General features: G+C 65.8%; 22 protein-coding genes. 8 read left to right on the top strand and 14 right to left on the bottom strand.

Annotated features, from left to right (window positions below; translation table 11 throughout):
* Window positions 1-52 precede the first annotated feature (52 nt).
* Together ACMDW7_RS07780 and ACMDW7_RS07775 are read left to right on the top strand one after the other, a co-directional pair.
* Window positions 53-679, top strand: coding sequence for a Maf family protein (locus ACMDW7_RS07780; RefSeq protein ID WP_377301776.1), 627 nt, complete (start codon window positions 53-55; stop codon window positions 677-679).
* Window positions 672-1,397 carry an SAM-dependent methyltransferase gene (locus ACMDW7_RS07775; protein ID WP_377301778.1) on the top strand — a complete coding sequence of 242 codons (726 nt, stop codon included), beginning with the start codon at window positions 672-674 and terminating at the stop codon, window positions 1,395-1,397. The genes ACMDW7_RS07780 and ACMDW7_RS07775 overlap by 8 nt, the downstream gene beginning before the upstream one ends.
* Before the next feature lie 426 nt (window positions 1,398-1,823).
* Here ACMDW7_RS07775 and ACMDW7_RS07770 read toward each other — a convergent pair whose 3' ends face one another.
* Genes ACMDW7_RS07770 through ACMDW7_RS07760 form a run of 3 tightly spaced genes read right to left on the bottom strand, consistent with a single transcriptional unit; the run spans window position 1,824 to window position 3,782 of the window.
* Window positions 1,824-2,195, bottom strand: a complete 372-nt coding sequence (locus tag ACMDW7_RS07770; RefSeq protein WP_377301780.1) for a Rieske (2Fe-2S) protein — start codon at window positions 2,193-2,195, stop codon at window positions 1,824-1,826.
* 22 nt (window positions 2,196-2,217) lie between these two features.
* On the bottom strand, window positions 2,218-2,886 hold the full coding sequence (locus ACMDW7_RS07765) for an HAD-IA family hydrolase (RefSeq protein WP_377301782.1): 669 nt from the start codon (window positions 2,884-2,886) through the stop codon (window positions 2,218-2,220).
* Window positions 2,883-3,782, bottom strand: a complete 900-nt coding sequence (locus tag ACMDW7_RS07760) for an RluA family pseudouridine synthase (RefSeq protein WP_377302561.1) — start codon at window positions 3,780-3,782, stop codon at window positions 2,883-2,885. Before ACMDW7_RS07760 ends, ACMDW7_RS07765 begins: the two co-directional genes overlap by 4 nt.
* An 834-nt stretch (window positions 3,783-4,616) precedes the next feature.
* Here ACMDW7_RS07760 and ACMDW7_RS07755 point away from each other — a divergent pair.
* The 3 genes from ACMDW7_RS07755 to ACMDW7_RS07745 all read left to right on the top strand — a co-directional run bounded on the left by ACMDW7_RS07755 (window position 4,617) and on the right by ACMDW7_RS07745 (window position 9,445).
* Entirely contained in the window at window positions 4,617-7,529 is a 2,913-nt protein-coding gene (locus tag ACMDW7_RS07755) for an Rne/Rng family ribonuclease (RefSeq protein ID WP_377301784.1), read from the top strand.
* A 132-nt stretch (window positions 7,530-7,661) separates the two neighbouring features.
* The gene (gene moaA / locus ACMDW7_RS07750; protein ID WP_377301786.1) at window positions 7,662-8,765 is read left to right on the top strand and encodes a GTP 3',8-cyclase MoaA; all 1,104 of its coding nucleotides are present in this window, start codon (window positions 7,662-7,664) and stop codon (window positions 8,763-8,765) included.
* Window positions 8,766-9,109: 344 nt separating this feature from the next.
* A complete protein-coding gene (locus ACMDW7_RS07745) occupies window positions 9,110-9,445 on the top strand; it encodes a YegP family protein (protein WP_054124181.1) in 336 nt (111 codons plus the stop codon).
* A 16-nt stretch (window positions 9,446-9,461) separates the two neighbouring features.
* Here ACMDW7_RS07745 and ACMDW7_RS07740 read toward each other — a convergent pair whose 3' ends face one another.
* Genes ACMDW7_RS07740 through guaB form a run of 6 tightly spaced genes read right to left on the bottom strand, consistent with a single transcriptional unit; the run spans window position 9,462 to window position 15,100 of the window.
* Complete coding sequence (locus ACMDW7_RS07740; RefSeq protein ID WP_377301788.1) at window positions 9,462-10,424, bottom strand: LD-carboxypeptidase; 963 nt, start codon at window positions 10,422-10,424, stop codon at window positions 9,462-9,464.
* Window positions 10,421-10,963: a tRNA adenosine(34) deaminase TadA gene (tadA, locus tag ACMDW7_RS07735; protein WP_377301790.1), complete on the bottom strand. Its 543-nt coding sequence runs from the start codon at window positions 10,961-10,963 to the stop codon at window positions 10,421-10,423. The genes ACMDW7_RS07740 and tadA overlap by 4 nt, the downstream gene beginning before the upstream one ends.
* Complete coding sequence (locus ACMDW7_RS07730; protein WP_377301791.1) at window positions 10,960-11,205, bottom strand: hypothetical protein; 246 nt, start codon at window positions 11,203-11,205, stop codon at window positions 10,960-10,962. The genes tadA and ACMDW7_RS07730 overlap by 4 nt, the downstream gene beginning before the upstream one ends.
* A gap of 3 nt (window positions 11,206-11,208) precedes the next feature.
* Entirely contained in the window at window positions 11,209-12,795 is a 1,587-nt protein-coding gene (gene guaA / locus ACMDW7_RS07725) for a glutamine-hydrolyzing GMP synthase (RefSeq protein ID WP_377301793.1), read from the bottom strand.
* A gap of 6 nt (window positions 12,796-12,801) precedes the next feature.
* On the bottom strand, window positions 12,802-13,575 hold the full coding sequence (locus ACMDW7_RS07720; protein ID WP_377301795.1) for an AMP nucleosidase: 774 nt from the start codon (window positions 13,573-13,575) through the stop codon (window positions 12,802-12,804).
* Window positions 13,576-13,630: 55 nt separating this feature from the next.
* Complete coding sequence (gene guaB, locus ACMDW7_RS07715; RefSeq protein WP_377301797.1) at window positions 13,631-15,100, bottom strand: IMP dehydrogenase; 1,470 nt, start codon at window positions 15,098-15,100, stop codon at window positions 13,631-13,633.
* A 91-nt stretch (window positions 15,101-15,191) separates the two neighbouring features.
* Here guaB and ACMDW7_RS07710 point away from each other — a divergent pair, with 91 nt between their 5' ends.
* The gene (locus ACMDW7_RS07710) at window positions 15,192-15,905 is read left to right on the top strand and encodes a DUF4124 domain-containing protein (RefSeq protein WP_377301799.1); all 714 of its coding nucleotides are present in this window, start codon (window positions 15,192-15,194) and stop codon (window positions 15,903-15,905) included.
* A 74-nt stretch (window positions 15,906-15,979) separates the two neighbouring features.
* Here ACMDW7_RS07710 and ACMDW7_RS07705 read toward each other — a convergent pair whose 3' ends face one another.
* Both ACMDW7_RS07705 and ACMDW7_RS07700 read right to left on the bottom strand, forming a co-directional pair.
* Complete coding sequence (locus tag ACMDW7_RS07705) at window positions 15,980-16,285, bottom strand: RnfH family protein (protein WP_377301801.1); 306 nt, start codon at window positions 16,283-16,285, stop codon at window positions 15,980-15,982.
* Window positions 16,286-16,295: 10 nt separating this feature from the next.
* The gene (locus ACMDW7_RS07700; RefSeq protein ID WP_377301803.1) at window positions 16,296-16,736 is read right to left on the bottom strand and encodes a type II toxin-antitoxin system RatA family toxin; all 441 of its coding nucleotides are present in this window, start codon (window positions 16,734-16,736) and stop codon (window positions 16,296-16,298) included.
* A gap of 53 nt (window positions 16,737-16,789) precedes the next feature.
* Between ACMDW7_RS07700 and smpB the strand changes: the two genes are divergently transcribed.
* Window positions 16,790-17,239: an SsrA-binding protein SmpB gene (gene smpB, locus ACMDW7_RS07695; protein ID WP_377301805.1), complete on the top strand. Its 450-nt coding sequence runs from the start codon at window positions 16,790-16,792 to the stop codon at window positions 17,237-17,239.
* A 485-nt stretch (window positions 17,240-17,724) separates the two neighbouring features.
* Here smpB and ACMDW7_RS07690 read toward each other — a convergent pair whose 3' ends face one another.
* On the bottom strand, window positions 17,725-18,828 hold the full coding sequence (locus tag ACMDW7_RS07690) for an OmpA family protein (protein ID WP_377301807.1): 1,104 nt from the start codon (window positions 18,826-18,828) through the stop codon (window positions 17,725-17,727).
* A gap of 474 nt (window positions 18,829-19,302) precedes the next feature.
* On the opposite strand from ACMDW7_RS07690, the gene ACMDW7_RS07685 reads away from it, so the two are divergent.
* The gene (locus ACMDW7_RS07685) at window positions 19,303-20,256 is read left to right on the top strand and encodes a DMT family transporter (RefSeq protein ID WP_377301809.1); all 954 of its coding nucleotides are present in this window, start codon (window positions 19,303-19,305) and stop codon (window positions 20,254-20,256) included.
* 44 nt (window positions 20,257-20,300) lie between these two features.
* On the opposite strand, the gene ACMDW7_RS07680 is transcribed toward ACMDW7_RS07685, so the two are convergent.
* A complete protein-coding gene (locus ACMDW7_RS07680) occupies window positions 20,301-20,726 on the bottom strand; it encodes a DUF4395 family protein (RefSeq protein ID WP_377301811.1) in 426 nt (141 codons plus the stop codon).
* A gap of 295 nt (window positions 20,727-21,021) precedes the next feature.
* Window positions 21,022-22,008 carry a GNAT family N-acetyltransferase gene (locus ACMDW7_RS07675; RefSeq protein WP_377301813.1) on the bottom strand — a complete coding sequence of 329 codons (987 nt, stop codon included), beginning with the start codon at window positions 22,006-22,008 and terminating at the stop codon, window positions 21,022-21,024.
* Window positions 22,009-22,092: the final 84 nt, after the last annotated feature.

Raw genomic sequence — 22,092 nt, 5'->3', positions numbered from 1 at the left:
GCCCGGCGCCGCCTCGGCGCGTTCACACTCCCTGCAGCTCTGCAAACCAACAATGAATCCCACCCTGGTTCTCGCCTCCACCTCGCGCTATCGCCGCGAACTGCTCGCCCGCGCCGGCTTGCGCTTCGAGGTGCTTGCGCCGCAGGTGGACGAAGCGCCCCTGGCTGGCGAGACCCCTGCAGCGCTGGCGCTGCGGCTCGCGCAGGCCAAGGCGCAGGCTGGTCTGGCCTTGGCGCTGGCGTCCGCCGCGCCGGGATCGCGCCTGTTCGTGATCGGATCGGATCAGGTGATCGACCATGCCGGGCAGCCCGTCGGCAAGCCGGGGACGGCGCAGCGTGCTGTGGCGCAACTGGCTGCAATGCGTGGCGCGGCGCTGACCGTGTTCACGGGCGTGGCTGTCGCCTCCAACGTGGCAGCGCTGCAGGCTGCACTCGATGAGGTGCGGGTTCAGCTGCGTGACTATTCGGACGCGGAGATCGAGCGCTATGTCGCCGCCGAGCAGCCGCTGGACTGCGCCGGCGCGATCAAGTCCGAGGCGCTGGGCCAGCACCTGATCGAGCGCATCGAATCTGCCGACCCGAGCTCGCTGATCGGCCTGCCGGTGTTGACCGTGCTGGCCATGCTGCGCCGCGCGGGCGTGGACACGCTGGCGCTGGCCACGGGAGCAGCGCATGCGTGACTCCGCACAACCGGCGACGGGCACGCTCTACTTGATTCCGGTGCCCTTGGCCGAAGACGCGCCGGACACTGCGACGCAGCCGGCCGACGTGCGCGACATCGTGCAGGGGCTGAACGCCTTCGTGGTGGAAAACGCCAAGACGGCGCGCGCCTTTGTGAAGCGCTTCGGCCACCCGCGCCCGATGGCCGAGCTGCGCTGGTTCGAGCTGGACAAGCACGGGCAGACTGATCTGGCCGCGCCACTGGCCCTGCTCAAGGCGGGAGAGCACGTGGGCCTGATGAGCGAAGCCGGCTGCCCCGGTGTGGCCGACCCCGGCGCGGCCGTGGTGGCGGCGGCGCACGCACTGGGTGCGCCGGTGCGCCCGCTGGTGGGTGCGTCGTCATTGCTGCTGGCGCTGATGGCCAGCGGCATGAGCGGCCAGCACTTCGCCTTTCACGGCTATCTGCCGACGGATGCGACGCAGCGCCAGCAGAAGCTGAGGCAACTTGAACAGGCAGCGCGGCGCGACAAGGCCACGCAGCTCTTCATCGAAACGCCTTACCGCAACGCCGCCATGCTGGAGAGCCTGCTTGCCACCCTGCATGGCCAGACGCGCCTGGCCGTGGCCTGCGACCTGACCGCGCCCAGCGAATGGATCCGCAGCGCGAGCGTTGAGCAATGGAAACGTCTGCCGCTGCCCGATCTGGGCAAACGCCCGGCGGTGTTTCTGATCGGCTGATGCTGCCGGGCTGCTGCGTGTCGGTTGAATCGGGTCTGCTGCTCATCGGCGCCTGCTTGCCGAGAGCGAGGGCAAGCACGTGCCTGACGTTGCAGACGCATGACACGTCATTCCCCGATGGATTCGTGACATGCAGCACGCTTCCAGCACGTGCAAAATCGATCAAGATCCGCTTGCCACAAGCGGAAAGTCGCCTGCCTTCATATTCAACAAACGATTGAAAAGCTCAACTTCAGACAGGTTTTTTCAAACAAACGTTGAGGATCATCCGGAATGACGCTTCGTCTTGAGATGCAGAGCATCGATCAGGGCACCAAAACCGGCCAAGATCCGCACGGGACAAGCGGATGCTGAGGTTCATCGATTCTCAACAATTGCTTCAATATCGGCCTTTGAACTACCACTTATCAAACAATTTTTGATAATTCAACCCGCCGGCCACGCGTTGGCATCCGGCAGCCACCACACCGTGCCCTCGCGCTCCTCGACGCGCAGCGCCACCAGACTGCGGCCGCGGCAGGGCCCGCCCACGCAGCGGCCGGTATCCGGCGCGTACGCCGCGCCATGCGTGGCGCAGACGATCTCGATGCCGGCCTCATCCAGGAACTGCCCGGGCGACCAGTCCATCTCCATCGGAATGTGCTGACAGCGGTTGATATAGGCATGCGCCCTGCCCCGCCAGCGCAGCACGAAGGCACTGCCCGCGCCCTGCGGGCTGTCGATCGCAAAGCGGATGGCGCGGCCGCGCTCGGCCAGCTCGTGGCTGTCGCACAGGCGCAGCCAGGTCCAGTCGGTCATCGGTGCCGGCTCGCTTGGGGTGTCAGCGACTTGGTGCAAGCAGCGCGAGGTGCTCGCGCAGGTGCGCCACGGTCGGCACGCAGACCACGGGCGCGAAGCGCAGCAGCTCGTCTTCCGGGTGCGCGCCCTGGGTCACGGCCGCTGCGGGGCAGCTGGCGCGCAGGGCCATCTGGAGGTCATGCGTGGTGTCACCCACCATGAGCGTGCGTACCGCGGACAGATCCAGCTCGTCCATGATCTCGTGCAGCATGAGCGGGTCCGGCTTGCCGGCGGTTTCATCGGCGCAGCGCGTGGTGTGAAACACCTCGCCCAGGCCGGTGAGTTCAAGCGCACGATCCAGCCCGCGACGGTTCTTGCCCGTGGCCACGGCAAGGCGAAAACTGGCAGCGCGCAGGTCGCTGAGCAGTTCCTGCGCACCCTCGAACAGCGCGAGCTGGTCGTCTCCCAGCAGGTAGTGATAGCGGTAGCGGTTGATGATCGTCTGCAGCTGCGCGGGCGTGGCTGTAGGCGCGCAGCGCGCCAGCGCCGGCGTCAGTGCCAGGCCGATCACCGAGAGTGCGGTGTTCCAGTCGGGAATCGGCACGTCCGCATCCGCACAGGCGGCCTGGATGCACTTGGCGATCGTGGCGGTGGAGTCGATCAGGGTGCCATCCCAGTCGAAGACCACGGCGTCGTACAGGGTTCGGCTCATGGGGCGTCCAGCTTGTCGAGTTCGCGCTGAAAGTCGGCCGGCAGTGGGCATTCGACCACCAGTCGCTCGCCGCTGGCCGGGTGAGTGAGTTCGAGGCGCGCCGCGTGCAGCAGCATGCGCCCCACCTTGCGCGCCTTGTTAAGCGCAAAGTCACCGTAGCGCTCGTCGCCCACCAGCGGCAGACCCAGGGACTGGGCATGGACGCGAATCTGGTGCGTGCGGCCGGTGGCGATGCGCGCAGACAGCAGCGCGCCGTGGGCGTAGCGCTGCTGCACCGCAAAGCGCGTCAGCGCGTACTGGCCGTCTTCGTCCACGCGCACGTGGCGCTCGCCATTTGGGCCGGTGTCTTTCGTGAGCGAAAGCTTGACTTCCTTGCGCTCGAAGGGCGGCTGGCCAAATACCGCAAGGCGGTACTCCTTCTTCCAGCCGCCTGCATTGCCACTATTGCGTAGATCCGCCTGCACCGCGGTCAGCGCGGAGCGGCGCTTTGCCAGCACCAGAATGCCGCTGGTTTCCCGGTCAATGCGGTGCGCAAGCTCCAGAAATTTCGGCTGCCGTGCGGCGCGCAGCTGCTCAATCACCCCGCTGGATACGCCGCTGCCGCCATGCACGGCCACGCCAGCCGGCTTGTCGATGATCAGCAGATGATCGTCCTCGAACAGCACGGGGAACTCTCGCGCTGGCGCGGGCTTGGTCGCAGCTGGCTGGGCGAGGCGGATCGGCGGTACGCGCACGGCATCGCCAACAGCGAGCCGGTCGTCCACACCAGCGCGGCGACCATTTACCCGCACCTCACCCGAGCGGACGATGCGATACACGTGACTTTTGGGCACGCCCTTGAGGTGGCGAAGCAGGAAGTTGTCCAGACGCTGGCCCTCGCCCGCTTCGTCCACGATGAGGTGCCGGACCTCGGCCTTGGCCGGAAGTGGCGGCGTCGGGGCGGCGTGCTGCGCCTTGGCCGCGCGATCGGGCGCGTGCGTTGGCAGATCTTGGGCGGGGATGGCGGCGCGTGACCTGGATGCAGAACGCGGGGCTGCCTCAGTAACCGACGCGTTCGCGCCGCTTGACCTGGACCGCGCACCTGCTGCCCTGCTGCGTACCCCCTGTGCGCCACCGCGAGCGCGCGACGCAGAAATTGACGCGGTTTTTGGCGGGGGCACGTATATACTTTTGGCTGGTGGTTTGAAGGCGAAAGCGCGCCCTGTATATCTGGGTGCGCCTCCCCATTTTGAGCCCCGGTCGGGAACACAGGACACAGAAGCTGTTACGAGCACGCTGTGCCCGCCGGACCGGCAAGCGAGACAGGCTGCCATTGTATGAGTACCGGGTTGTGTGAAGGCTTGAGCGAACCCGCGCCCCACGATCCACAGACCGATAGCGAATTCCCAAACGTTGAAGACGGCAGCTCCGCGCTGCGGGCCTTCAATGTGCCGGCCAGTCCGGCCCCCGCCAGTGCCCCGCGGTGGCGCCCTCTCCCCAGAACCGATGCCCGCTCCTTGAGCGCCGGTGATGGGTCGAAGCTTGGTGCAGCGCCACATGCCCGGCCAGCGTTGGCCACTGCGCCGCATCCCGTGCGCTTTTCTGCGCTCGAGGTGCGCAGCGCCCGCAATCCCTTTGCGGCGCCCCGCTGATCCCTGTGGCCGCGCCGCGCGCCCGCCCCCGCCCTCCCGCCCGCCGAACGCGCCCCACCTGAGGCGCAACAGATGCGTCGCAAGACGCCGGGAGTGAGCATGAAGCGCATGCTGTTCAACGCAACGCACGCAGAAGAACTGCGCGTTGCCATCGTCGACGGCCAAAAGCTCGTCGACATCGACATCGAAACCGCGGGCAAGGAAAGCCGCAAGTCCAACATCTACAAGGGCGTCATCACCCGAATCGAGCCATCGCTCGAAGCCTGTTTCATCAACTACGGCGAGGAGCGCCACGGTTTCCTGCCCTTCAAGGAAGTCGCCCGCCAGTATTTCCGCGACGGCGTGGATGTGCGCAGCGCCAAGATCCAGGATGCGCTCAAGGAAGGCCAGGAAGTCCTCGTCCAGCTCGAAAAGGAAGAGCGCGGCAACAAGGGCGCGGCGCTGACCACCTTCATCTCGCTGGCCGGCCGCTACCTCGTGCTGATGCCGAACAACCCCAAGGGCGGCGGTGTATCGCGCCGCATCGAGGGCGACGACCGTAACGAACTGCGCGAGAAGCTCGACCAGCTCAAGATGCCCGAGGGCATGAGCGTGATCGCGCGCACCGCTGCCATCGACCGCACCGCCGAAGAACTCCAGTGGGACCTGAATTACCTGCTGCAGCTCTGGAAGGCCGTGGATGACGCCAGCAAGTCTGCCAGCGGCGCCTTCCTGATCTACCAGGAGTCGAGCCTCGTCATCCGCGCCATCCGGGACTACTTCCAGCCCGAGATCGGCGAAATCCTGATCGACACGGACGACATCGCGGAACAGGCCCAGCAGTTCATGGCCCACGTGATGCCGGACATGGTCAACCGCGTGAAGCGCTACCGCGACGACATCCCGCTGTTCTCGCGCTTCCAGATCGAGCACCAGATCGAGACGGCCTACTCGCGCACGGTCCCCCTGCCTTCGGGCGGCTCGATCGTGATCGACCACACCGAGGCGCTGGTCGCCATCGACGTGAACTCGGCGCGCGCCACCAAGGGCAGCGACATCGAGGAGACTGCGACCCGCACCAACCTCGAAGCGGCCGACGAAGTGGCCCGCCAGCTGCGGTTGCGCGACCTGGGTGGCCTGATCGTCATCGACTTCATCGACATGGAGGAAGGCAAGAACCAGAAGGCGGTCGAGCAACGCCTGAAGGATGCCCTCCATTACGACCGAGCCCGCGTACAGATGGGCCGTATCAGCCGCTTTGGCCTGGTGGAACTGTCGCGCCAGCGCCTGCGCCCTGCGCTGAACGAAGGCAGCCACATCACCTGCCCGCGCTGCAACGGGGTCGGCGTGATCCGCGACACCGAGTCCTCGGCGCTGCACGTCCTGCGCATCATCCAGGAAGAGTCCATGAAGGAGAACACGGCCGCCGTGTTCGCCCAGGTGCCGGTGGACGTGGCCACCTTCCTGCTCAACGAAAAGCGTGTGGACATCGCCAAGCTCGAGGCGCGCCATCGCATCACCGTCACGCTGATCCCCAACAAGCACATCGAGACGCCGCACTACAAGCTCGAGCGCGTCAAGCACGACGACCCGCGCCTTGAGGATCCGAAGCCGACCTATGAAATGCCGGAGTTGCCTGAAGAGGTGAACTACTTCGACGCGAAGGCAGAGCGCGAGGAAAAGCCGCGCCAGGTGGCCAAGGTGAAGGGCATCGTGCCCGACCAGCCTGCGCCCCAGCGCCCGCCCGAGGCAGCACCTGCGCCGATCGCGACCCCGGCGCCCGCCATGGCCAAGACCGTGCCGATCGCACCGCGCCCCGCCGCGCCTGCGCCGGAACCCAAGGGCTTCTTCGCCCGCATGTTTGGTTGGCTGACGGGTGGCAAGCCGCAAGAAGCGCAGCCAGACATTCGCGGCGCCGTAGCACAGACCGCACAGGCTGCACAGGCTGCACAGCAGCCGACCGCTGCTGCGAGCGGCGAGCGCGGGCCGCGTGGTGGCCGCGACGGCCGCGATAACCGTGACGGCCGCGGCCGCAACGGCGAGCGCCGCGACGGCCGCCGCGATGGTCGTGGCGAGGGTCGCGGTGAAGGCCGAGGCGAGGGTCGTAATGATGGCCGCAGCGATCCGCGTGGTGAACGCCGCAACCGCCGTGATGGTGAAGGCCAGTCCGACGGCAGCCGCCAGCGCACTGCGGAGCCCGCTCGCCTCTCCGAAGGTGCGGCGCCGGCAGATGCAGCGGTACCGGCGCGTGCCGAGGGCGATCGCGGCGAACGCTCCGGGCGGGGCCGCCGCGGCCGCGGTGAACGCGCAGACCGTGATGCAGCCCGCAAGGACGATATTGGGCAGCAGCCGGCCGATGAGCTCGATGCCAGCGCAGCAGCAGCGGCTGCCGTGATCGCTGGCGCAGCCGCTGCTGCCGCTGCCGAAACCCAGGCTACCGAGGCCGACAGCACCGAAGCAGTTCAACCGGGTTCGGATGTATCGCAGGCCGGAGCTGAAACGGGTGAGCAGGGTGAGCGCAAGCGCCGTCGGCGCCGCCGTGGTGGCCGAGGCCGCCGCGACGAGCAAGGCAATGGCGCGGATGGTTTGGACGCCGCCGAGGGTACCGACAGCGCCGACGACGCAGCAACCGACGAGCAGGACGAAGCCGCTTCGGCCAGCCCGGTGGTCGCGACGACGGATGTGGCACAGGCTGCGTCGCCGGCTGCCGTCCCTGCGCCTGCGGCCGCACCCATGGCCGTGGTCACCCCGGCAGCAGCCGCGCGCGCAGATCGCAGCACCGTGCGTGCACCGCAGGTTCGGGTTGAAGGCACTTTCGCCACTCTGGACAAGGGCGCACTGGAGATCGTGGTCGCCAAAGCAGGCTTGAACTGGGTCCACACGGACGGCGACAAGCATGCACAGGTGCAAGCGAAGATGGCCGCAATCCCTCGCCCGGTACGCGTGCCGCGTGAGCGACCGGTCCTGCCGCCGCTGTCCACGGAGCCTCTGATCCAGGTCGAAACCAAGCCCGAGCACCGCAAGCCGGCTTGACGCACCGCGAAGGATGCAGATGAGAGAACGGGCAGGCAGCACCTGCCCGTTCTTCGTCTTCAAAGCCTGATGCAGCATGCGGGGCCGCACTCGGTACTATCGGAAGTGCCGTTCCACCTCTGCCGCCCCGCCATGACCGATCGTGTGATCCCGATCGCCGAAGCGCGCTATCAGCCGCTGCCCCTGCCCCGCCCCCATACGGACCATGCCGGGCGCGCGCCGCTTGACCTTCGCGGCCGTCCGATGCGCGACTTGCGGATCAGCGTGACGGATCGCTGCAACTTTCGCTGCACCTATTGCATGCCCAAGGACGTATTCGGGCGTGATTACCCCTTCCTGCCGCAATCCTCGCTGTTGAGCTTCGAGGAAATCACGCGCCTTGCAGCGGCATTCGTGTCACTCGGAGTGAACAAGCTGCGCCTGACCGGCGGGGAGCCGCTGCTGCGAAAGCAGCTGGATCGTCTGGTCAGCCAGTTGGCAGCACTGCGGACCGGCACCGATGAAGCGCTTGATCTCACGCTCACGACCAACGGCTCGCTGCTTCAACGACACGCTGCGGCGCTTCGATCGGCCGGTCTGGGACGCGTGACGATCAGCCTGGACGCGCTCGATGACAACATCTTCAAGCGCATGAATGATGCCGACTATCCGGTCAGCGATGTGCTGCGGGGTATCGACGCGGCATTGGCTGCGGGCTTCAACGACCTGAAAGTCAACATGGTTGTGCAGCGCGGCGTGAACGACTCGCAGATCGTCCCGATGGCACGCCACTTCCGGGGCACCCGAGTGACACTCCGATTCATTGAATACATGGATGTCGGCAGCACCAACGGCTGGCGCATGGACGAAGTGTTGCCAAGCCGGGAGCTGATTGAGCGCCTTGCCGCTGTCTGGCCGCTTGAACCGGTCGATCGCGACTATCCCGGCGAAGTTGCTGAACGATGGCGCTATGCAGATGGCGCGGGCGAGATCGGGGTCATATCCAGCGTCACGCGCGCTTTCTGTAGCAGCTGCACACGCGCACGGCTATCCACTGAGGGACGTCTGTATCTCTGCCTGTTCGCGCAGCAGGGCTATGACCTTCGAGCATTGGTGCGCGATGCGTCCGTCGGCCCAGCGCAGCTCGCCGCCACCGTGTCGACCATCTGGTCGTCACGGCAAGACAACTACTCCGAGCAGCGCGGCGCCCACACCGCCCCAAAACAAAAAATCGAAATGAGCTACATCGGGGGATGAGTGGGCGCATAGGTTTGTGCCTGCGCACAAACCTATGGCTCACGAATCCGAGCGCCACGCCGGGCGCGAGGTGGATGAGACAGGGCGTAATGGCGTCCCGGCGGACTGCATTACGCCCGCTGATTCCTATCCGCGTACTCGCGGCGAGGTCGAGAGTGCGTGCATAGCCCCGATGTACGAGCCCGTTGCAGCTCGCTTCATGCTCCTCGCATCCCCCACACGCGGCTACTGCGCCCTTGCATTTTCAATCGTTTACAAGCGCCCTGAATTTTCGGCTTGAAACGAACAGACGCTCAACGAATACTCCGCGTCTGCCACGTGGCAAACAGAACGGAGGATCAATCATGTCGGGCAAGTTCGAACTGAAGACCGCGGGCAATGGCCAGATCATGTTCAATCTGCTGGCGGCCAACGGTCAGGTGATCCTGACGTCGGAAACCTACAAGGCGCGCGCCTCCGCGATCAATGGCGTGGAGTCGGTAAAGAAGAATGCACCGGAGACACACCGCTTCGCGTTCCATGTCTCGAGCAACGGACGTCACTACTTCACGCTCAAGGCAGCCAACGGCCAAGTCATCGGCACCAGCCAGATGTACTCGACCCCCGACTCCGCCCGCCAAGGCATGCTGAGCTGCCAGAGCAACGCACCCAGCGCGGCGCTCGAAGACCTGACGCGCTGAGCGTCGGCCTGCCACCCTAGTGGCGGTGCTCCCAGACGAGGAACGCGTCGCGTCCCTCGGCCAGCAACCGAGTACGGCGGCCGATGGGCAGGGTGAGCACAGTGGGTACATGGCCCGCCGGCAAGCCGGTCAGGATGGGGGCCTTGATCTGACTTTGCACGAAGTCGATCACGGTCTTGAGCTTGAAGCCGCGATCGTTCGGCACGGGCTTGAACTGTGTGAAGTGCCCGAGGACGATGGCCTTCTGACTCGCCAGCACCCCCGCATGCAACAGCTGAAGCAGCATGCGTTCGATGCGATACGGGTGCTCGCCGACGTCTTCCAGAAACAGGATGCCGCCCTTGATCTCTGGGAAGAAGCGCGTGCCGAGCAAGGAGGTCAGCACGCAGAGATTGCCGCCCCATAGCGTGCCCTTGATATCCAGACTCTTTGCGGCAGGCCTCGTGTTGAGGAAACCCACCGCCTCAAGCTCCCCGCGCATCGCCTCCAGGAACGCCTCCAGCGTGACGTCGTCGCGCTCGTCGGCGGCGAACTGATCAGTCGCAAGGGGTCCGCTCCAGGTCGGTGCGCAACCGCCCTGGCTCAACATGCCCAGGCTGAAGGCGGTGAAGTCGCTCATTCCCACCCATTGGACTTTCGACTTGGCCAGTCGCTTGAAATCGAGGCGATGCATCAGGCGATGCATCCCGTACCCGCCGCGAGTGGCGAGCGCCACATCCATGCCACTGACGGCTGCGCGGGCGAACGCCGCGGCGCGCTCCTCGTCCGAACCGGCAAAGCGCATCATGCGTGCACCGGCCGCGGAGTCGACGGCTACTTCACAGTGCGCCGCCCGCAGGGTCTTGGCCGCCTTGGTGATGCGAGTGCGATCCTGCACTGCCCCGGCTGGCGAAAACAGGTAGATCGAGGGCTGCTGCACGAGCGCTTCGCTGGCATCGCCCTGCCCGGCTTCTGCCGCGGCCCGTATCTTCTGGCTCATGTCTGCCCCCCGGGCTCATGCCCGACGTCATCGACCACGCGCACTTCAATGAACTCGGTGGGCTCGACGCTCGCCACAGCCTGCGCAGGCGGCTTTTGGCGTCGCTCCGCGAAAAATCGTCTCAGTACCTGACCGCACTCCGCAGCCAGCACTCCGCCCTCGAATCGGGTTTGGTGATTGAAGCTGGCCGTGGTGATGTCGATGTTGCCGCCACAAGCGCCCGTCTTGGGGTCCGGGGCACCGAACACCACGCGTCCAATGCGGGCGTGAATCATGGCCGCGGCACACATCGCACAGGGCTCCAGGGTCACGTAAAGCGTGCACCCGGTCAGCCGATAGTTGCCAAGCGCCTCCGCGGCGGCACGCATGGCGACAATCTCGGCATGGGCCGTGGGATCGTTGCTCGAGATCGGCTGATTGAAGCCCGTTGCAATCACGCGGCCCTCGTGAACGATCACCGCGCCGACGGGCACCTCGCCCACGGCCCAGGCGTTGTGCGCCTGTTCGAGCGCCTGACGAAGGTAGATCCCGTCGTTCACTTGCTGGCTGCCTCTGCTGCATCAAGCCGGGCCTTTGCCTGATCGGCCTGGCGCTCCACTTCAGCCGCAACGGCCTTGGCTTGCGCAGCAGACGGGATCGAGTTCGGCGCACCCTGGTGGCCTGCGGTCCCGGCAGCCGGCGACACGTGGGTTGGTTTGGACGCACCCATGTGCTGGCGTGCAAGCATCGCGACAAGCAGCACCGCGGCAATCAGACCGATCAGACTGAGCAGCGCCCGCATCGGTCACTCCCACTCGATCGTTGCAGGCGGCTTGGATGAGACGTCGTAGGTCACGCGATTGATCCCGCGAACCTCGTTGATGATCCGGCCCGACACGCGCTTGAGCAGGCTGTAGGGCAGTTCGGCCCAGTCGGCCGTCATGAAATCTGTGGTCTGCACGGCGCGCAGCGCCACGACGTAGTCATAGGTGCGGCCGTCACCCATCACGCCCACGCTCTTGACCGGCAGGAATACAGTAAACGCCTGGCTGGTGAGTTCGTACCAAGTCTTGCCGGTCTTCTCGTCACGGGTGTTGCGCAGCTCCTCGATGAAGATGGCGTCGGCTCGCCGCAGCAGATCCGCATAGTCGCGCTTGATCTCGCCCAGAATGCGCACACCCAGACCAGGCCCCGGGAACGGGTGGCGATAGACCATCTCCGGCGGCAGGCCAAGCGCCACCCCGAGCTCACGGACTTCGTCCTTGAACAGATCGCGCAAGGGTTCGAGGAGCTTCAGGCCCAGCGTTTCGGGCAATCCGCCGACGTTGTGGTGACTCTTGATGGTCACGGCCTTCTTGCTCTTGGCACCGCCGGACTCGATCACATCCGGGTAGATGGTGCCCTGGGCCAGCCATTTCGCATTGGTGAGCTTTTTCGCCTCGGCCTGGAAGACTTCCACAAACTCGCGGCCGATGATCTTGCGCTTGGCTTCGGGGTCGCTCACGCCGGCCAGCTTGCCCAGGAACTGCTCGCTGGCGTCCACATGAACCACCTTGGCGTGCAGCTTGCCCACGAACATGTCCATCACCTGCTTGCCCTCATCCAGCCGCAGCAGTCCGTGGTCCACGAACACGCAGGTGAGCTGGTCGCCGATGGCACGGTGGATCAGCGCCGCTGCGACGCTAGAGTCCACACCGCCGCTCAATCCGAGGATCACTTCCTCGTTGCCCACCTGGGCGCGGATCGCTTCCACGGCCTCCGCGATATGGTCCTTCATGACCCAGTCCGGCTGCGTACCGCAGATGTCGAGCACGAAGCGGCGCAGCAGCTTGTCGCCCTGAAGCGTATGAGTGACCTCGGGGTGGAACTGCACGGCGTAGAAGCGGCGCGTCTCATCGGCCATGCCGGCAATCGGGCAGCTCGGCGTGGAAGCCATGAGCTTGAAGCCCGCAGGCAACTCAGTGACCTTGTCGCCGTGGCTCATCCAGACCTTGAGCATGCCGTGACCTTCGGGGGTCCGAAGGTCCTCGATGCCGTCCAGCAGACGCGTATGGCCGTGCGCCCTGACCTCGGCGTAGCCGAACTCGCGCTTGTGGCCACCCTCGACCTTGCCTCCTAGCTGCTGCGCCATGGTCTGCATGCCGTAGCAGATGCCGAGCACGGGCACACCCAGCTCGAACACTGCGCCAGGCGCGCGATCCGTGCTCTCTTCATAGACGCTCGCGTGGCTGCCCGACAGGATGATGCCCTTGGCGCCGAAGCTGCGTACGAAGTCGTCGGACACGTCGCAGGGGTGGATCTCGCAGTACACATGCGCCTCGCGCACGCGACGGGCAATCAGCTGCGTGACCTGGCTGCCGAAATCGAGGATCAGGATCTTTTCGTGTTGCATGAGAACTCAGTAGGTGAAGTGCTTGATCTTTTCGCCGCGCTTGCCGATTTCGGTCATGGCCTCGATACCGATGTCCAGATGGGTGTTGACCCACTTCTGGGAGACTTTCTTGTCGGAGGCTTCGGTCTTGACACCCTCGGGCGTGGTCGGGACGTCGCTCACGAGCAGCAGCGCGCCGCGCGCGATCTGGTTGTAGTGCCCGACCATGAAAACGGTGGCGGTCTCCATGTCGATGGCCAGCGCGCGCAGGGCCTTCAGGCGTTTGAGAAACGCCTTGTCATGCTCCCAGAGTCGGCGGTTGGTGGTGTAGACCACGCCGGTGCGGTACTCCAGGTCGCGCGCGACGATCTTGTCGCTGACGAACTTGTGCAGCTTGAAGCTCGGCATGGCCGGGACTTCCGGCGGGAAGTAGTCGTTGCTCGTGCCCTCGCCGCGAATCGCAGCCATGGGCAGCACGAAGTGGCCGATATCCGTGGAATGCTTCAACCCGCCGCACTTGCCCAAAAAAAGCACGCCGTGCGGCTTGGCTGCGATCAGCAGATCCATGATCGTGGCGGCGTTGGCGCTGCCAATCCCATAGTTCACGATGGTCAGACCCTGGCTGTTGGTTGCGGCCTGCATGGGCCGGCCCTCGCCGTAGATCTCGCAGTCAAAGCGCTCGGCAAAGCGGCGCACGTAGTCGGCGAAGTTCGTGATCAGGATCTGACGGCCGAAGCGCTCCAGCGGCATGCCGGTGTAGCGCGGCAACCAGTTCTTGGCGATTTCGAGCTTGGTCTTCACAAGAGGCTCCGCTCAAAACAACTCGGCGACCCGCAGGTCGCCGAATCGCTCGTACTTACTCGACCCGATAGTTGGGCGCTTCCTTGGTGATCTGCACATCGTGGACATGGCTTTCGCGCATGCCGGCCGAGGTGATCTCCACAAACTCCGCCTTCGTTCGCATGTCTTCGATCGTGGCGCAGCCGCAGTAATGCATGGACGCACGGATGCCGCCGGCCATCTGGAAGATGATCGCGACCACCGAGCCCTTGTAAGGCACCTGGCCTTCGATGCCTTCGGGCACCAGCTTGGCCGTGTTGGGGTTGTTGCCTGCGTTGTCCTGGAAGTAGCGGTCCGCCGAACCCTGCTGCATGGCGCCGAGGCTGCCCATGCCGCGGTAGCTCTTGTAGGTGCGGCCCTGGTACAGGATGGTTTCGCCGGGTGCCTCTTCGGTACCGGCAAACATGCCACCCATCATCACGCAGTGCGCGCCGGCAGCCAGCGCCTTGGCGATGTCGCCGGAGTAACGGATGCCGCCATCGGCGATCAGCGGCACACCGGTGCCTGCCAATGCCTCAGCAACGTCTGAAATCGCGGTGATCTGCGGCACGCCCACACCGGCGACGATGCGCGTGGTGCAGATCGAACCAGGACCGATGCCGACCTTGACCGCATCTGCACCGGCCTCGACCAGCGCACGCGCAGCCGCCGCGGTGGCGATGTTGCCGCCGACCACATCCACGCCCGGGAAGTTCTTCTTCACCCAGCGCACGCGATCCAGCACGCCCTGGCTGTGGCCATGGGCGGTGTCGACCACGATCACATCCACTCCGGCGCGGGCCAGAGCCTCAACACGTTCCTCGGTGCCGGGGCCAACGCCCACCGCCGCGCCGGCGCGCAGCTTGCCGTGCTCATCCTTGGCGGCCAGCGGGTGTTCGGTGGCCTTCTGGATGTCCTTGACGGTGATCAGGCCGCGCAGTTCGAAGGCCTCGTTCACAACCAGCACACGCTCCAGACGGTGCTTGTTGAGCAGGCGCTTGGCTTCCTCGAGCGTCGCACCTTCCTTGACGGTGACCAGACGCTCCTTGGGCGTCATCTTCTCGGCCACCTTCGCCTCGAGGTTCTCTTCGAAGCGCAGGTCGCGGTTGGTGATGATGCCCACCACCTGCTTGCCCTGCAGTACCGGAAAGCCGGAGAAGCCGTGCGTGCGGATCAGATCCAGCACGTCGCGGATGCGCATGTCGGGAGTGACGGTGATCGGATCACGAAGCACGCCGGCTTCGAAGCGCTTCACCTTGGCCACTTCACGGGCCTGCTGTTCGGCCGTGAGGTTCTTGTGGATGATGCCGATGCCACCTTCCTGAGCCAGCGCGATGGCGAGACGCGCTTCGGTCACCGTGTCCATGGCTGCAGACACGAGCGGGATGTTCAGGGAGATGTTGCGCGAGATGCGCGTGGCGAGCGAGGTGTCTTTGGGAAGAACGGCCGAGAACGCCGGCGTTAGAAGCACATCATCGAAGGTCAGTGCCTTCTTGGTGAGCCGCATGGGTTTACCTCCAGACGCAAAAATCGATTATACGCGCGTGCATAACTTGCATCAGAGGCATACACTCAAGGGATTCTCCGGAGCCAGAACCATGCCGTTGCCCATTTCGCTTGCCCACATCGCGCGCGCCACGCTTGCCCTGAGCCTCGCGCTCGGCACCGCCGCGGCCCATGCCCAGTGGCAATACCGCGACGCCCAAGGCCGGATGGTGTTTTCTGACCAGCCGCCGCCGCCGGGCACGAAGGACTCCGACATCATCAAGGGCCCCGGGTTCACCACCAACAAGCCGCAGGCGCCGCGCGCTGACATGCCCCGCCCGGACATGAGCGGCCCGCGGAACAGCACACCGTCTGCAAACGCAGCCTCAGCATCGCCTGCGCCTGCCGCAGCACCCGCATCAGCCCAGCGCGGCAGCACCAGCCGCGGCGTGGTCTATACCGACGGCACAAGCGCCACACCGCCTGCGCCCGACGCCAAGGCAGCCGCTGCCAAGGATGGCAAGGCCGCGGCGCCGACCGCTGCCAAGGACGCCAAGCCTGCAGAAAAGCCGCTGACTCCCGAGGAAGCCTTCCAGAAGCGCCAGAAGGACGCTCGCGAAGCCGAGGAAAAAGCCGCCAAGACCAAGGCTGACGCCGATCGCAAGGCGCAAGCCTGCAACCAGAACCGTGAAGCATTGCGCAATCTCGAGAGCGGCCAGCGCGTCGCCACGACGGACGCCAAGGGCGAGCGCGTGTTCCTGGACGATGCCCAACGCGCCGCCCGCGCGGCACAACTGCGTGACGCCGTGGCCAAGACCTGCAACTGATCCGGCGCTGATCGCACGAAGGGCAGCCACGCGGCTGCCCTTCTTTTTTGTTGGTGCTGTTGGGTCTGCCCGCTTCAGCTTCGCTGCGTCACGCGCCGCGCCGCATCGCGCTTGGCCTGCTGTGCCTCGCGGCTGCGCTGCACCCGTTGCATGCGTGCGAGCTTGGGGTCTGCGGTGAGCGGGCCCAGCACCTCGAGGCGCTCGCCGCTGCGCAGCGTCCGTCCCGCCGCGACCGCGTGGCCGAATACCGCAAGCCCCCTGCCCTGCGCATCGACACCTGCCGCTGCCAGCGCCTGCTGCACGGTGCTGCCCGCGGGCAAATCGATGCTGCGGCAGCTGACGACGCCTGCGTCCAGCACAGCGATCTCGACGCGGATCATGCGAGCGCCTTCATGCCGCGCTGCCGTACACCGCGTCGGCGCGGCTCACGAATGCGTCCAGCAGCGTTGCGGTGATCTTCTCGAAGGCCGAGCCGATCAGCGCTGCCACGGCGCGCGAGGAAAAGTCGTACTGCAGTTCGAAGCTGACCTTGCAGCCGGCATCGCCCAAGGCGATGAAGCGCCACTGCCCCTGCAGACGGCTGAAGGGGCCGTCCTTCAGCGCGAGGCGGATCTCGCCGGGCGCCTGATTGGCATTGATGGTGGTGAAGGCCTGACGCACACCCTTGAAGGCGAGTTCGATGGTCGCCTCGGTCTCGGTCTCGGTGCGGCGATGCACACGGCTCGCGGCGCACCAGGGCAGGAATTCGGGATAGGACTCGATGCCTTCGACCAGGGCATACATCTGGGCGGGCGAATACGGCAGAAGAACAGACTTGGAAACCTGAGGCACGAGACCCAACTGATGCAGTAAATAGAATGGCGCAGGATTGTAGAGACCGCACCGTGAGCATCATCAACAACCGCAAGGCCGGGCACGAGTACTTCATCGAAGAGAAGTACGAGGCCGGCATCGTCCTGGAAGGCTGGGAGGTCAAGGCCATCCGCGCCGGGCAGGTCAACATCAAGGAGGGCTACGTGATCGTGCGCGACGCGGAGCTCTACCTGCTGAATTCGAACATCAGCCCGCTGAAGACCACCTCCACCCACGTGAAGCCGGAGCCCACGCGCACACGCAAGCTGTTGCTGCGCGCTGAGGAGATCCGCAAGCTCATCGGCAAGGTGGAGCGCGCCGGCTACACACTGGTGCCGCTGGACATGCACTTCAAGGCCGGGCGCATCAAGCTGGAAATCGGCCTGGCCAAGGGCAAGCAGCTGCACGACAAGCGCGATGCAGCCAAGGAAAAGGACTGGAACCGCGAGAAGCAGCGCCTGCTCAAGCAGAACTCGCGTTGAAGCGCTGCCGACTTCAATCCCACCATTTTCAATTGGATGTTGATTTTTGGTGCTTCTTGATACCAGTTTTCAACGTTTGATTGAAGAAGTGAATTAGCCACTTTCCGCTTGTGGTGTGCGGATCTCGGGCTGTTTTTCGCTTCGATTTTTGCTGTGCATCTCACGCCGGCAGACACTTGGAAAAGCCCCGCTAAAGGCGATGGTCCTTTGCGGGGCTTTTTGCATGCGCTTCTATCGTGCCGGGCGGGCGTGATCGCTCGCCCGGACACCACGAGTCAGAACAATGCCACGACGGTAACGGGGGCCGGGCTGGCAGGCTCGGCCTCTTCGCGCGGCACGGGTCAGTGACCCGTGAAATCCCTCGCTCAGCCGCACTACTGGCGCCCAAAATCAGGTCAGAACATCGCACAGGTCGTAACGGGGGCCGGGCTGGCAGGCCCGGCCTCTTCGCGCGGCACGGGTCAGTGACCCGTGAAATCCCGCGCTCAGCGACGCCGCTCGACGGTCACCTGCTCGATCTCCACGCGGCGATCGGGTGCGAGGCAGGTGATGAGCTGCTGCCGGTTCTTCTGGTTGCAGCCTCGGGTCACCGGATCGGCGGATCCGCGGCCTTCGGCGCGCAGGCGGTTGGCGGCCACGCCCTGCTTGACCAGATAGGCCTTCACGGCGTCGGCGCGCTGTTGCGAGAGCTTGCGGTTGTGCGCCGCGCTGCCCAGCCGGTCCGTGTGGCCGGTGATCAGCACGTTGGTCACGGTGGGGTTGGCCGCCAGCGTGCGGGCAAAGTCGTCCAGCCGCGGCTGGCCGGCCTTGAGGACAGCAGAGTCAAAGCCGAACAGTTCTGTGGCCGACATCGTGATCTTCTCCACCACCGGCGGCGCGGGCGGCGGCGGGGGTGGCGGGGGTGGCGGTGCCACGGGCGGCGGCGGAGGCGGCGGCGCCATCACGGGCGGTGGCGGCGGCGGGGCCACGCGCGCGACCGGGGCCGGCGCAGGCGGCGGGCCACCAAAGGCATACATCAGCGCCAGATTGAAGTAGTTGTTGCCGCTGCGGCGGAAACCGAAGGTGCTGTTCTCGCGGATGAAGCCTTCAACACGGCGAATGTCAGCCTGCAGGCCGAGATTGTCCGTGAAGCGGTACTGCACACCCAGTCCGGCGTTGACGTAGGGGCTGGTCTTGCTGCGGCTGAAGCCGGCGGGCAGCGCCGCGCCGGGCGCAAGGCTGAGCTTGTCGCGCTCCGCACCGATGCCACCCAGCACGAAGGGGCGCAGCCGGTTCTGGCCAAACAGGTAGAGCACGTCCGCACCGAACAGGGTCTGGTTGTACTTGTCGTTGCCGTCCTTGCTGCGGGCATAGTTCGCGCCGAACTGCAGATCCAGATTGGGCGACAGCGGAAAGCCGGCCTTCAGACCGCCGCCGTAGCCGGTCTTGTCGGCCGCCCATTTGCTGTCGGGATCGAGCACGCTGATGTTGGGCAGGATGTACCAGTCGGGCGGGGGCGGGTTGCTCATGCTCTGGCCGTGAGCCTGCTGGCCGATGGCGGCCAGTGCCAGTGCCACGGCAATGGCGGCGGGCGGTCTGCGGATCGTCATGGGTGTTCCTCCGGTTGTTTTCGGTCGGTGCATGACTGGCTGCCGGCTTTCGCCAGCGTTCGGCCGCACCGCCGGGGCGCTGCGCGCACCAAAGGACCCCAGTGCCTGCGCTCATGTTCGTGTTCGCCCGAACCGATCCTAGGCGGCCACGGTTGTTCGTTTATTGCCGAAAGTGAAACATCCCGTGAACCGCGCGAACGCAGGTTTCCCGACGTGTCTGCGTACGCCGTGCTGGGGTCTTGGGGCCGGGGCCAAGACCGCTGGCCGCAGGTCCGGGCGGTTTGCACTCATCCGGGCCTCACCGTCCCCTGCCCCCGCAACCGTGTCCGAACAACAGGCAGTCCGCTTCTGTGTGCGCGTGCGTACGTGCAGAATCAGCATCGCTTGAGCGGTGCGCACCAGATCGACGCCCCGCGCCACCCTGCCCTGCAACTCGCCCACCGGCCTTGATCTGCTCGCCTTGATTTGCTCGCTTTGACCCAGCCTTCCGCCACACCGAGCACCGCTCCCAGCCCCCCGCCGTCCGCTGGCCTGCCGTCGGCCCTGCTGGTCTGGTACTTCGTGCTGGTCTGGGGCGCCGGCTTTCTGGCCACCAAGATCGCCCTGCAGTACACGGCGCCGTTCACGTTTCTCTCGCTGCGCTACGTGTTCGGCATGGCCTGCGTGGCGCTCTGGATGGCGTGGGTGGTGTACAGGCCCCGGCCGCAGGCTGGCGGCTGGCGCAGCATCGTCTGGCCGACCACGCCCATGGCCTGGCTGCATGTGGCGGTAGCCGGGCTCGGCGTGCATGCCGTCAATCTGGGCGGCAGCCATTACTCGCAGTACTTCGGCCTATCCGCGGGGATTACCGCCCTGCTGCTGGCCACGCAGCCGCTGCTCACGGCATTGATCGCCAAGGGCTTCATGCACGAGCAGCTGCGGCGCGATCAGTGGATCGGCGTGGTGCTGGGCCTGGCTGGCGTGGTGCTGGTGGTCTGGCACAAGCTCGATGCCCGCACCATGAGCCTGCCGGCCTTGGCCGCCGCCAGTGTGGGTCTGCTGGGGATCACGCTCGGCGCGCTGTACCAGAAGCGTTTCGCGCCGCAGGTGGATCTGCGCGCCAGCAGCATGATCCAGTTCGCGGCCTCGCTGATCGTGCTCGCGCCCCTGGCCTTGCACTTTGAGGGCTTTGCGGTGCGCTGGAGCTGGCCTCTGGTGGGCGCGATCGTGTTCCTGGTGATCGGCGCATCCATCCTGGCGGTGAATGCGCTCTACATCCTGATGCGCCGCGGCCAGGCCACGCGCGCCACCAGCATGATCTACCTGACGCCCGTGGTGGCGGTGCTGGCGGAGTGGGCGCTGTTCGGCCTGCTGCCGTCGGGCTTGAGCGTGCTGGGCATGGCGATCACCTGCGCAGGGGTGGCCTTGGTGGCGCGGCCGGCGCGCTAGGCGCAGAGCACGTCGCGCTCGGCACCGCTACTGCGGCAGGCCGATCAAGCCGCCGGCGGAAAGCGCCGGTACCAGGCGCCGTACACCCAGCAGGCCGCGCAGAAGGACAGCGCCCATTCGAGGAAGGAGAAGCCGATCAGCAGGCTGGTGGGCACCTTCCAGAGGCTGCTGCCAGCAAGGAACAGCGTGAAGGCCACGCTGCTGGCGATGAACAGGATCTTGTTGGCAAACATCTTGGCGCCTGCGTCCTCCTGCTTGCCGGCCCAGCCCTGCGCGGTGAACACGCGCTTCCAGAGCCAGTGCGAGGGGCAGCGGTGGTGGCCGAAGAAGCCGCGTACAAAGCCCTGCGCCACAAGAACGGCCAGTACCCAGGGCGTGACGAACAGCGCCACCCAGCACAGGGCGAAGGTGATGAAGGCCTCCCAACGGATGACGTTGGACCAGACGCGGGGGATGTCGAAGCGGAGCATGGCAGTTCAGTGAGGTTCGGGCGAGGCGCGGCAAGGCCGCTGGGGTGGGTGCGCCGCCCATGCGGGCAGCGCGGCGCGCATTGTGCGGGGCGACGGGGGTGCCGTCTGTGACTTTTGTCACGCTTTCGGGGGCCCCGGCGGTCGCAACTGCTTCGTTTCAGTGGTAGCAGGGCTGCCCGGAGACGCGCTCCAGTGCTGGTTTAGGTTATTTTCGGATCTATTCTTTTATGACCATGATCTGGTCAAGACGGTCTTCCAACAAGCGGAAAACGGCGCTTTATCATTCTGGTTTAAATCACTTCCGGCCGTCCAAGTTCAGTACCCACTCCTGCCCCACCAGTTTCACGCCGAAGCGCTCGTGCTGCTCCTCGCTCTTCAGCGTGAAGCCGGCCTGCTCGTACAGCGCGCGGGCGGCATGCAGGCAGTCGTTGGTCTGGAGCACCATCTCGCGGTAGCCGCAGTCGCGCGCGAAGCCGATGGCTTCGTTCACCAGGCGCCTGCCCAGGCCCAGGCCGCGGGCGGCGGGCTCCAGAAGCACGCAGCGCAGCTGCGCCACGGCCTTGCTCTTTTGCACTACGAAGGCGCAGCCCAGGCGCTGACCGGCGCGTTCCACGATCCAGCAGCGTTCCCGCTCGGGGTCGAAGTGCTTGAGGAAGTGGGCGCAGATCTCAGCCACCATGAGCTCGAACTCGCCGTTGAAGCCGTACTCCTGCGCGTACAGGCGGGCGTGGGCCTCGATCACCCAACCCATGTCGCCGGGGCGATGGGTGCGCAGCTCCACGTCGGTCCGGCTGCCGGTGAGCAAGGCCTCGGCCTGCGCCAGATGGGCGATCAGTTCGGTCTGGCCGGCCTCGGGCAGCGCGGCGAGCAGGCTTTCGGCCTGCTGCTGGCTGCGCACATCAAAGGGCGCAAACGCTTCGCGCCCGGCCTTGGTGAGCGTGAGCAGCATCTGCCGGTGATCCGCCTTGCTCTGCCACTTGGCCACCAGGCCCTGCTGGGTGAAGCGCTTGAGGGTGCGGGAGAGGTAGCCGGCGTCCAGTCCGAGTTCGTGCGAGAGGCTGGAGAGCGTGGCACCGTCCCGATGCGCCAGCTCGTACAGGATGCGCATCTCCGCCAGGGTGTAGGGGCTGTCCTGATAGTCCTGACGGGTGGCGCCAATGCGGTGGGTGTAGAAGCGGTTGAAGGCGCGCAGGCGGGCGGCGCGCTCGGCCAGTGGGCTGGCGGGCGGGTCTGCCGATGGCGCTTGCGTATCGGAAGCTTCAGGGGCGTTGCGAGTGACCACGGCATCCTCCGTGTACGGGGGCAGCGTTCCGCTGCCGCGTGTGCGATCTGTTCACCCTGAATTTAATTGCCATTGGCAATCTGA

The sequence above is a fragment of the Piscinibacterium candidicorallinum genome, from assembly GCF_047549485.1.
In the GTDB taxonomy this organism is placed as follows: domain Bacteria; phylum Pseudomonadota; class Gammaproteobacteria; order Burkholderiales; family Burkholderiaceae_C; genus Piscinibacterium; species Piscinibacterium candidicorallinum.
This window is presented reverse-complemented; position numbering and strand designations above follow the sequence as displayed.